Raw genomic sequence first — 11,968 nt, 5'->3', positions numbered from 1 at the left:
ATCGAAGCTTTGGCCATCGCTGAAAAACAGTTGGGGGCAAATCATCCCAATACAATAACCATTTGTGAAAATCTGGAAGACTTGCGGCGGAATCGTCAGCCTTGATTCAGGAGAATGGTTGCTTTTGTCTGGCGTTGGTTTCAGTAATTTAGGTAATCTGCATCGACTGCATTACCCGCCTGGGATTCAAATCCCAGTCTAATAAGTAGGCAAGATAATTAATTACACAATGTCATTGCCAATGCACTGAAGCAAAATAATGCGATCGCAATGCCTAGAACTACTTCTCTAGGATATGCTTTGGGAAGGGTGCGATCGCAATGACTGTAAATATTTTTGTTTATTTACTTAACGAGCCTCTGAACTCCGTCAACAAGTATTTTATCTCCGTTAACGAGTCTCTGAACTCCATTAATGAGCTTACAATTGACCACTAGTATCACTTTTATATAAGAGCAATTTAGTGCTGATGATAAAGGCAGATAGATGCCTACTATTGGTTTTTGTCTAGTGGAACCAAAATGTAAGTTGTCTGGTTATTAGGTGTATTAGCGCTTTGACTAGCAGATGGAGTCTCATCCTCAACTGCATTTGTAGCTACGTCCACTGTACCTTTTACAGTGTCTTTAACACCCTCAGCTGCACCCTTAACAATATTCACTGTATTGTTTACAGTATCGTTAATGCCTATAGCTGTACCTTTAACAGCACCCACTGTATCTATTGCAATACTGTTAACATCTAAAGCTGTATCTTTAACAGCATCTCCTACATCTTTTACAGTTTCGTTAACACTGTCAGCTACAGTCTTTATTGCATTTCCGACATTTTTTACATTTTGATTAAAACTCCCAGCTGCACCTTTTACCGCATTTCCTACACTTTTTACAGCTTTGTCAACTTTTTCAGTTGTACCTTTAATAGTTAAAGCCGTAGCTATCGCGCCCACGGTAGCACCAATCAGCGCTCCAAGTGCTACTTTAGCTAAATCATTCTTTGAGCTACTACCTGCTGTATAATTATTGGTTTGATCTGTAGGCAGATCAATATTTTCTTCAGACTGCTCTGAAAACTGCTGATTCTCATTCATAATAATCTTCTGTTTTGTATTTTGTGCTAGGACAGGAAAGCAATATCTGAAAATTTTTCCTTAGTCTGTCAGAGTCTAATTTGAAAAAACGTAAGTTGTTTGGTAACTAATAACTCATGAACTTTCTATGTTTGAAGGTAGTCCTCAAAAATCAATAAGTATATATACTTTAAAAAAGAAACTATTACTTATCCTTAGTCTTTAAGAACTACCCTATTAGTTGCAACTATCTCCGCTTGTGTGGATGGCTCTGATTTTCAGATGCTTTAGAATTTTCTGCTGTATCCTTTGCCTTGTCCGCAGCACTTTGTACAGCTTCATTAAGACCCTCTGATGTACTCTGTACTGCGTCTAGTGTTCCTACTGTGGTTTCCTTGGCTACGTCAGCGACATTTTCTGCTGTATCCTTTGCCTTGTCCGCAGCGCCTTGTACAGCTTCATTAAGACCCTCTGCTGCACTCTGTACTACGTCTAGTGTTCCTACTGTGGTTTGCTTGATTCCCTCAGCGACATTTTGTGCTGTATCTTTTACTGTGTCCACAGCAACATGTACCGCTTGATTCACACCTTGTGCTGTGTTCTGTACAGCGTCCAGTGTTCCTATAGTGGTTTGCTTGGCTAGGTCACTAACGCCCTCTACTGTGTCGATTGTACCGCCTACAACAGCTTGGATAGTACCCTCAGCGACACTCTTTGCTGCGTCCCCTAGACCTTTTGCGGTTTGACCAAGACCATCGCCAATAGTCTTTGACGCGTCTCCTATACCTTTTACAGTGTGCTTAAAGCCTTGACCTATTCTTTTGCCAGCAAAAGCGCCAGCTAATGAGCCTAACGTAACACCAATGAGTCCCCCTACCAGTGCTCTATTTAATGCAGCATTGCTACCTTTGTTTGCTGGACGAGCATCGGATTCAGGCGTAATCGTAGGAGCAGCAGATACAGGTCTTGTAGTACCTATGTTCGTACCAGTTGAATCAGCATAAGATTGACCCGTTGTTGTGCGGTTAGCATACTCGGTTTCAGGTAATCCAGCATCTATGTTTGTGCCAGTTGAAGCACTATAAGATTGACCTGTTGTTATGCGGTTAGCATTTTCAACCTGTTTATCTAAAGCTTGCTTATTCTCAACCATATCAACAATCTCCTTGATTAAAACCAGATGGCTATTAGTTACCTTTCATACCTAATCTAGCAAGCATGGAATACGACTTAATCGCTCTAAAGAAACACATCTGGGGTGAAATGATCTTGAGCCTGGGAAGATTTTACTAACGTCAAAGAGCCTCCAATCAAGCCTTACGGTAGGGTGAAAAATGCTATATCCTTTAAGAAAGATTTCGGCGGTGAATGTGTAGATGTGGCAGCTAGTCTGAGCAATTTGACATTATGAATCTGGAATACTTGCGGCAAAATTGTCAGCCTTAAAAGTCTTTGTGTAATAGCAGTTTTGACTTCCCTGCAATACAGGGGTCACTCCACCCCGGTTTGGTTGACACCACAATTTTCTTCTTCGCTAAAGAATAGGCGTTATCCGATTTTACAAAATACCTATAATGAGTCTGTTTTCATGCTCAAATCCCCGACTTCTTCAAGAAGTCGGGGATTTAAATCTACCTTAAGTATGTAATTCACTATCGAGTTTTTAGTACGTTAGTAATAGCGTAACGCACCCTACAAAACTAGATCAAAATAAATTTCTAGTCTCAAACTGCTAGATACTTACAGCTTGAGCAATACCTGGAAGTAATGAAGGATCAATTGAAATACCTAACCCCTCAGCTACACGACGACCATAAGAAATATCTGCTCGGAAGAAGTGGCAAAGTTGACGCATTTGGATGTCTTGCCTTGCTTGAGAGAGACTACCGACAATATTTTTAGCAAGACGCTCCTGCTGCTCAGGAGTTAGTAACCGATACAGATTACCTGCTTGGGTATAATCGTCGTTTCCTTCACGATGACTATAACGATCAACAGTGACATCGCCCAAATGGGTAGGTGGCTCTGCATAAGCTGGATTTTCTTTGGGCGTACCCTCAGCACTATTGGGTTCATAGTTAGGAACGCTACCGCCGTTGTTCCCCGATGCCATAAAGCCATCTCGCTGATAATGCATCACTGGACATTTGGGCTGATTAACAGGTAGTTGCTGATAGTTACCACCCAAGCGATACCGTTGAGCATCTGGGTAAGAAAAAATTCGAGCTTGCAGCATTTTGTCTGGAGAGAAACTAACGCCAGGAACCACTGCACTAGGGCTAAAAGCGGCTTGCTCTACTTCGGCAAAATAATTCTCAGGGTTACGATTTAGCTCTAATATCCCGACTTCGATTAAAGGATATTCCCCTTGCTTCCAAACTTTCGTCAAGTCAAAGGGATTATCTGGATGTTTGGCTGCTTGCTCCTGGGTCATCACCTGAATACACATCCGCCACTTAGGATAGTCTTTTTTAGCGATCGCTTCAAACAAATCGTGAGTCGCATGATCCGGATCTTCGCCTTTGATTTTGGCCGATTCTTCCTCCGTCAAGGTTTGATGTCCTTGCAGAGTCTTAAAGTGAAATTTACACCAAACGCGTTCACCCTGAGCATTAATCAAACTAAAGGTGTGACTACCGAAGCCATCCATGTTTCGATAAGTTTTCGGAATTCCTCTGTCTGAAAACAGGATCGTCACCTGGTGAAGCGATTCAGGACTGAGTGACCAAAAATCCCACTTTGCATTCTGGTCTTTGCAATTGGTTTGAGGATTGCGCTTTTGGGTATGGATAAAATCAGGAAACTTGAGGGGGTCGCGGATAAAGAAAATAGGCGTATTGTTGCCTACAATATCCCAGTTGCCCTCTTCAGTATAAAACTTGATGGCAAAGCCTCTAGGGTCACGCTCGGCATCTGCTGAACCCTTTTCTCCACCGACTGTAGAAAAACGCAGGAGGACTTCTGTTTTCTTGCCAATTTCAGAAAAAAGTTTAGCTTTACTGTAGCGGGTGATGTCATTGGTAACGGTAAAAGTACCATGAGCAGCCGCACCTTTGGCATGGACAACGCGCTCAGGAATACGTTCTCTGTTGAAATGAGCCAGCTTTTCTAGGAGGTGGAAATCCTGCATTAATACAGGGCCACGCGATCCAGCTGTAAGTGAGTTCTGGTTATCGGCAACAGGAATACCGTCAGCAGTTGTTAAGTTTTGGGGTTCAGTCATGGATAAAGAAGTTCTCCGTTAAGTTATTGAGATTGCCTAAGTTTTACTTTGGCAGCAGATAGGCGCTTGCCCACTAATATATCTGAGTAATTCATAGTCATAACGAGTTCATATATAAAGCATACTCGATATGGCTATGAATTACTACAAAATTGTTTTGTATTTTTGAAATCTGTAGCGATTCATATATGTGCATTGGTGTCAACTTAAAGTGAAAGCTAGCCTACAAAGAGCTTTTAGGGATTATCTTCGTTCCCCTGCTCTAACTAGGAATGCCTACTAGGGGGCTGCCGCCTTCTTACTCGCGGCACCACCATAAGAAGCATTTCTAGCCTCTAGCTAGAAACTTCTCAGTTGAGTCCAATACACACCTAACCCCCAGCCCCTTCCCTTGTAGGGAAGGGGAGTAAGATTCAAAATAGGTTGGGTTGAAAAACGAAACCCCACTCCCCACTCCCTACTCCCTACTCAAATGTTTGAGAATCAACGAGCAAACATCTGTCGCCTGAATGCGATTTTCATCAACTAGGTGAGTTTGATGGGTGATAAATAGAGGCCCTTCATCAACAGAAGTGCTAATGTGACCGTGAGAACCGCGTACAAGGGAAGCATCCAGAGGAATCACATCCATTAAGTAGCGAAAACCTAGTTGTTTCTTAAGTAGTTTGAGAGCAATTTTTCCTTGAGGAAATTTAATTTGCGGATCAAGGAAAAGTTCTACAGGATCGTAACCAGGTTTGCGGTGGATATCTACAGTTCTAGCAAAATCAGGCGCTTTATTATCATCGAGCCAATAATAATAGGTAAACCAAGCGTCAGACGCGGCGATCGCCACCAACTCACCCGATCTAGGATGATTGAGATGGTAGGTTTGCTTACCCTCTTCATCTAATACCTTTGCTACGCCTTCAGTCGCTTCTAAAAGCGATCGCACTTTTGGGATATATGCCGGATCATTTACATAAACATGAGCAATTTGATGATCTGCAACAGCAAAGGCAATGCTAGCTCCAAAATCGAGCAGTTCTCGCCCTAATTCTTCCCGCACAGCAACTAAACCGTTTTCCCGTAGTACACGGTTGATATCTACAGCTTTGGAGACTGGGGTAATGCCATACTCAGAAAGAATAATTACCTGAGTGTTGCGTGCTTGATAATATTCAATTAAATCGCCACAAACAGCATCAATTTCTCGCAAATCAGCTTGGATGTGTTTTTCATCATGACCAAATTTTTGCAGACAGTAATCTAAATGTGGCAGATAAACTACTGATAATGTAGGGCTATAACGTTCCTCAATCCATTTTGCTGAATTGGCAATCCATTGACTAGAACTAATGGTAGTTTTTGGCCCCCAAAAATCGAATAAAGGGAAGTTTCCTAAATCAGATTGAATTTGCGATCGCACATCACTAGGATGAGTATAAATATCAGGTAATTTTCTGCCATCTGCGGGATACATCGGGCGCGGTGTAATGGCATAATCTACTGAAGAATACATGTTGTACCACCAAAAAAGATTGGCACAAGTGAAATTCGGATCAATTGATTTAGCTATTTCCCAAACTTTGGGAGCTTGCACTAGTTTATTAGACTGCCGCCAAAACTTCACTTCACATTCATCGCGGAAGTACCAACCATTAGCGACAATTCCATGTTCATCAGGCAATTTTCCTGTTAAATAAGTAGCCTGAACAGAACAAGTTACAGCAGGTAAAACTGTTGCGATCGGGACTACTTGGCCAATCGCCGCCCAAGAAGATAAGAACGGTGTGTTTTCTCCTAGTAAACTGGGCGTTAATCCCACGACATTTATAACAACAGTTTTCTGCATAAATTTAATCCTCTCTTACAAATTACGTTAGCGCAGCGTTAGCGAGTTATCGAGCGTCGGAACGAGTGTCCGTAGGAGCGTCATTACGAATTACGAATTAATTTTAATACCCACTCATATTCTCGCTGAATAGAAGTCAGCAAATCTATCTTCATTTCTGCTGGTAATACATCCCAAGTGTAAGTTTCAATTTCTAAATGGGAGCAAGCATTATTTGTTTGAATTAAATGTAAAACAGTAGCAATATCATCTTGGGTAGACTGCAAAATTTGATAATCATGAATAAAAATTGGGACATGAAAGTGAGTACGCCATTCTTCGGCTAGAGATTCTTCTAAATGCGGTAATGCAGTTATTAAATCAGGATAGTGATGGAGTGTACCATCACTGCGACGTTCTATTACTTGGTGAAGATAAGTAGATTCAGCAAAAGGACGTAAGCGTTCAACTATCAAACTACGTTTTTCAACATCAGCAGGTATTTTTACTTTAATTGCGGCGCTGATTTGAATCTTGCCAATTTTAATTCCTGCCGATTGTAAACGTACAAATACAGATTGTGGCTCCTCATATTCAACTGAAAAATGGCAGGTGTCATAGCAAACCCGAACATGTTCTAGCAATTTACTTTTTGCTAAACTCGGTTCAATATTTAATTTTTCTGATAAGTAATTACCGCCAATTGGTAATAGCCAATTTTGATAGAAATCAATTATTTCTGAGGTATTTTCAATTAATCCATCAGGCTCAGGTTCTAAATCAATATGGAGTACCTTTCCTGTTTCTTCGCAGATGCGAATCATTTCTACAACAACTGATGCTATATTTAAACAACTTTTTTTCAGAACTGTCTCGATTGCTTGGTCTTTTTGCCACCAAGGCTTATAAGATAATGGCAGCGTAGAAATTCCACCATCAAGTCCTTCTGTTAATAGAGTAGCTAAAATTTGTACCAAATTTAATGTATAATCGACCCGTTCTTGTGTAGACCAATCTGGTGCATAAACTTGGTCTTTTACTACCTGTCGATGGAATCCGCCATAAGGGAATCCATTTAAAGTGAAAACGTATAAATCTTCTTGACTAAGCCACGCTTTAAATTGAGCCAAGTTATTATTTTGTAACAGTTCTTTTGCAGCTGCATCTGCTAATCTTAAACCAATACCAAAAGATGCTGTTGGTGATAAACGTGATTTTAGATTGAGAACATATTTTTCTAAATTGCTAAAAACCTCTAGCCAACTTTCACCAGGGTGAATATTGCTGCAATAAGTTAAGTGATTATTGTTTTTTGTAATTTTCATTTTATAGCTTTATCCCTTGTATATGTAATTTTTTTGGCTTATACTATTTTACAAAATACCTGCCACATATTCAGTTAGATGGGCGCATAGATGTGCGCCCATACAATCAATTCATGGTATTACTGAGTGTATACATTCAAATTTAAGTAACGGCAAATACTTTTGCTAACTTCATCGAAAATGGCAGCAAAATTAGAACGAATAAGCCGTAATACAAACCAGCAAAACCAGATGCAATAGCTGCATCTAAAACTATTAGAGATAATACGCCTATTTTTACGGCACTTCGGATATTTTCGGCGACTGGTTCACGCGCAGCTTTGATAAAATTAGGCAAGACTCGGATAGCTAATAAAACAGCAAATGGTAGTGCTGCGATCGCTGCATACTCTCCCAATAGTCCTAAAGCTAAAACTGCCGTTAAAACTATTGCAATCAGCAGTAATGCTAGTACTCCCGTAATCTTCTTACCTCCGTGAACTTCACCCTGACTAATTGCGGTGATAGCAGCAATGTAAATAACAGGAATCAGCGCTAAATACCAACGTTCTCCTATCATTGCTGGTACAGCACTTACGCCTAATAATAAGTTACTACCACGACATAAACCCATATTTAAAGGGCCAAAAAAAGGATGATGTTTGGCGAGTGAGTTATACAGTAAACATGAAAGAGTGATAAATATAGCGATCGCACCACTCACCAACGATACTTGAAAAGCAGCTAGAATCCCGATCGCAAATAGTATACTCCCCAATAAAGTAGCATTTTCACGAGATACGCGACCACTGGGAATTGCTCTATTTGGTCGCTCTTTTGCATCTAATTCAGCATCAAAAACATCATTAAAAACTACACCACCGCCGTATAAACCAGTTGTAGCCAATAACAAACAAGCCAATGGAATTAGTATGGCAAAACTTGCTTCTCCATTGATTAATTGAGCAAAAATAATCCCACCAGAAGCACCAAAACCAACAAGAATATCCGCCCAAGCAGTAACAATATTAGCAGGACGCATCAATTCTAGATAACCCCGCCAGCTTTGAAAATTCAAGCTTGCAACATTCACTTATCTGCCTCCGTGCCTAATAATTTCTCAAAATAAACCGCATATTACAGATGAATCAAATATTTCTGCAATTCCTCATCCCCACTCCCCACTCCCAATTTTTTACTCAATCAACACATAATCTGAAACTGATTTGATTCCTGGTTCTTGTCCCCGCAACACAGAATTGCCATTGAACAATTGACGTTGATCAACAGATTCGGGATTGAGCCAGTCTGATGCTTTCATCTGCCCAGTTTGACTGTAAGCAGCTAGGGCATTTTCATAACAAACTGCTTGTACATGTTCTTCAGGAATACCCCTGTCTAACATCAACTGAGCCGTTTTTGGGACTGCCAAAGGATCGCTAATACCCCAATCAGCACTACTATCTACAATGATGCGATCGCGTCCATACTTACGGACAACTTCAACCATCCTGGCGTTACCCATCTTCGTCTGTGGATAAATTGTAAAAGCTGCCCAAAAACCCCGTCCTAATACTTCCTCAACGGTTTCCTCGTTGTTGTGGTCAATAATTACTTGTGAAGGATCTAAGCCATATTCAATACAGCGATCCATACTCCGACTAGCACCCGCCTTTTTATTACGATGAGGCGTATGAATTAGCACCAACATATCGAGTTCTTTGGCTAATGCTAACTGTTGACAAAAGTACTTATCTTCTGCTTCTGTCATGTCGTCGTAGCCAATTTCACCAATGGCAACAACTCCCTCTTTACAGGCATAAAGTGGTAGCAGTTCTATAACTTCTGCTGCTAGTGCCTCATTGTTAGCTTCTTTCGGATTGAGGCCGATTGTGCAGTAATGTTGGATACCAAATTGACTAGCACGAAACCGTTCCCAGCCTACAAGACTGCTGAAATAGTCTTTGAATGTACCAGCGTTCGTTCGCGGTTGTCCTAACCAAAAAGCTGGTTCAATAACGGCGACAATGCCATATTCCCGCATTACTAAGTAATCGTAAGTAGTGCGCGAACACATGTGAATGTGAGGATCGATGAACATCATAAGTAATTCAAAATTCAAATTCAAAATTTAAAATGAAAAACCCGGCATCAGGAAGTATCCTAGCTGCTGACTGTATCCGGTTTCAATGTGGAATAGCTTGCTGTTGCTGAATGATGGATAATTTCATTTGCAAACTGACAGGCGTTAGCGTAGCTCGCCGCACGCATCGCGGCTAAAACTGCTCCAAGTCAGATTACCTTTTTGAATGGATGACTGTAAATTTGGGTAGCGAGAAAGTAATGCTTGTGCTTGGGGTAAAGCAGACTCAGCACAAGCTAACGCTGCTGCTTCTTGCTCGTGTATATCCCCATTAGCTAGTACTTTTTCCAAATCTGTGATGATTGCACTATCTGCAAACCGTCCTACAGGTCGCCAAAGTTCTGGCGTAACTGAGCGTTTAGCTGCCCAACGTTCATGGGCATAGCCTGCCAACATCCTCGCTAATTCTGGATTAGCACGCCGATCTAGTCCCCAAATTAGATGCAACGGACTGCTGACAAACACAGCCTTCAGTACCATCTGATTCCAAGCAGCATTATCTAAATAATCTGCTGGATAAGGGTTTCGTAGTGCGATCGCTTGGAATACATTACTCATATTGCTGCGAATTCCCTCAGCAGCACGATGGCGATGTAACTGTGGATGTGGTAAAAGCGGCAAACTTTGATAAAGGACAACTAACTCCCCCATATCGGCAGTGGAGAAGAATTTATCAAGCGATCGCACATAGACCTCAGCATCATCATGGGGCAAAGCTAGAAGTAAGAGTGTGCGACCTGCTTGATCTACACTCCAATGACTAGGATACCAACCGGGAATCACATCCTGGGCTGCTTCCAAGTCCTGGAATGTTAGCTGCAAATCCTCTTTACCTAGATAACGCGGCACAGCACTAAAAGCCGTAAAAAACACTCTCTCAGCAGCGCCGCTAGCAATTTGTGCTTGCTTCTGTTCCAGCCAAGCAAAAGCTTTCTCTGAAACAGACTTTAACAGCCAGTGATGCAGTAACTCGTTTACTTTACTCATGATGAATTTTAGGAAAAGTTGCCCAACTTTTTTATGGCAACCAAGTATAAAATCTAGCACTAAACTTGATACTTTGTGATTCAAGCAGCTAGATAATATACTACTGAGATTATAACTTCACTGAATCTATAAAAATCTCCTGACTTTCAATAAGATACTGTAAAGATCCTATTTCAATTAGATAAGGGATCAAATTATCTTACGGAATAAAATTAGAATTTAATGTAATAATGATATCTATAGGCAATCTTAAATATGAAGTTTAGACAATCCATAAACTTATTAATAGATGTAACTTTAAAGTTTTTAAATTAAAGTAAAGAAACTTGAAAAACATGATATGTTTTTTAGCTCGATTTTAATACTATGTTATTTTAAAGTTTAGCTTTAAAATAACATTTTTTCTAATTTGCTATCATTTCAATTGCAGTATTACATATATTTACACTTACTTAATAAGTAATAATATTCCAATGGCTATCCAACAAAAAACCGTTCTTAATCTTCAACCAATTAACCAATGTGTTCGCGTCACCTTCAATTATGATGTTCACTTTACTAGAGGTCTGTTTCAGTTAGATAATCCTTTACTCGCACAAGCGATCGCCGCAGATGGCGAAACAGCCCCAAAACAAGTGCTAGCAGTGGTAGATGCAGGATTTTTACAGTATCAGGATGGGTTGCTAAAAAAATTATCAGCTTACGCTCAGTATTATCAAGATGTACTAATACTGACTGGTGAGCCGATAGTAGTTCCGGGTGGAGAAGCAGTCAAGAACGATTCTAGATTTATAGAACAAATTCATCAGCAGATAAATGCAGCTGGATTGTGCCGTCACTCCTACATCTTAGCAATTGGAGGTGGAGCCGTCCTAGACATGGCAGGATACGCAGCAACAACAGCTCACCGAGGAATTCGGCTGCTACGAGTACCGACAACAGTATTAGGACAAAACGATTCGGGTGTAGGGGTAAAGAACGGAATTAATGCCTTTGGCAAGAAAAACTTTTTGGGTACATTCATGCCACCTTATGCTGTCTTGAATGACTTTGATTTTCTTACTAGCCTTGATGATCGAGATTGGCGATCGGGTATTGCAGAAGCAGTGAAAGTAGCGCTGATTAAAGATGCAGATTTCTTCGATTTTATTACGTCTAATGCCGAGAAATTGGCTAATCGAGATATGGCCATAATGGAAAGGCTGATCTATCGTTGTTCTCAGTTGCACTTAGAGCATATTGCTGGTAGCGGCGATCCTTTTGAAATGGGTTCATCGCGTCCTCTGGATTTTGGACACTGGGCTGCTCACAAACTAGAGCATTTAACTAATTACAGCCTACGTCATGGTGAATCTGTAGCGATCGGTATTGCTTTAGATACGACCTATTCATATTTAACAGGGCAACTATTACAATCTGAGTGGCAAAG

The 11,968-nt window shown here is 40.7% G+C and carries 9 protein-coding genes; 1 reads left to right on the top strand and 8 read right to left on the bottom strand.

Annotation, left to right across the window (positions count from 1 at the left end; all coding sequences use genetic code 11):
• Positions 1–493 precede the first annotated feature (493 nt).
• From VE944_RS29715 to VE944_RS29680, 8 genes are all read right to left on the bottom strand, one after another.
• Positions 494–1,090: a hypothetical protein gene (locus tag VE944_RS29715; protein WP_324986003.1), complete on the bottom strand. Its 597-nt coding sequence runs from the start codon at positions 1,088–1,090 to the stop codon at positions 494–496.
• 226 nt (positions 1,091–1,316) lie between these two features.
• Complete coding sequence (locus VE944_RS29710) at positions 1,317–2,222, bottom strand: hypothetical protein (RefSeq protein WP_324986000.1); 906 nt, start codon at positions 2,220–2,222, stop codon at positions 1,317–1,319.
• Positions 2,223–2,801: 579 nt separating this feature from the next.
• On the bottom strand, positions 2,802–4,292 hold the full coding sequence (locus tag VE944_RS29705) for a catalase (protein ID WP_324985998.1): 1,491 nt from the start codon (positions 4,290–4,292) through the stop codon (positions 2,802–2,804).
• A 457-nt stretch (positions 4,293–4,749) separates the two neighbouring features.
• Entirely contained in the window at positions 4,750–6,126 is a 1,377-nt protein-coding gene (locus VE944_RS29700; protein ID WP_324985995.1) for an alkaline phosphatase family protein, read from the bottom strand.
• Between the two features lie 83 nt (positions 6,127–6,209).
• Positions 6,210–7,430 (bottom strand): metabolite traffic protein EboE, encoded by a 1,221-nt coding sequence (gene eboE / locus VE944_RS29695; RefSeq protein WP_324985992.1) that lies wholly within the window; start codon positions 7,428–7,430, stop codon positions 6,210–6,212.
• 142 nt (positions 7,431–7,572) lie between these two features.
• Positions 7,573–8,502 carry a UbiA-like protein EboC gene (gene eboC / locus VE944_RS29690; RefSeq protein ID WP_324985989.1) on the bottom strand — a complete coding sequence of 310 codons (930 nt, stop codon included), beginning with the start codon at positions 8,500–8,502 and terminating at the stop codon, positions 7,573–7,575.
• Between the two features lie 102 nt (positions 8,503–8,604).
• Positions 8,605–9,513: a TatD family hydrolase gene (locus VE944_RS29685; RefSeq protein ID WP_324985986.1), complete on the bottom strand. Its 909-nt coding sequence runs from the start codon at positions 9,511–9,513 to the stop codon at positions 8,605–8,607.
• A gap of 144 nt (positions 9,514–9,657) precedes the next feature.
• Complete coding sequence (locus VE944_RS29680) at positions 9,658–10,539, bottom strand: EboA family metabolite traffic protein (protein ID WP_324985983.1); 882 nt, start codon at positions 10,537–10,539, stop codon at positions 9,658–9,660.
• Positions 10,540–11,006: 467 nt separating this feature from the next.
• Between VE944_RS29680 and VE944_RS29675 the strand changes: the two genes are divergently transcribed.
• On the top strand, positions 11,007–11,968 hold a 962-nt coding region (locus VE944_RS29675), incomplete at its 3' end, for a 3-dehydroquinate synthase (RefSeq protein ID WP_414690178.1).

The organism is Nostoc sp. (assembly GCF_035638895.1).
Lineage (GTDB): Bacteria > Cyanobacteriota > Cyanobacteriia > Cyanobacteriales > Nostocaceae > Nostoc.
Note: the sequence above shows the minus strand (reverse complement) of the source record. Positions and strands in the feature narration are given on the sequence as shown.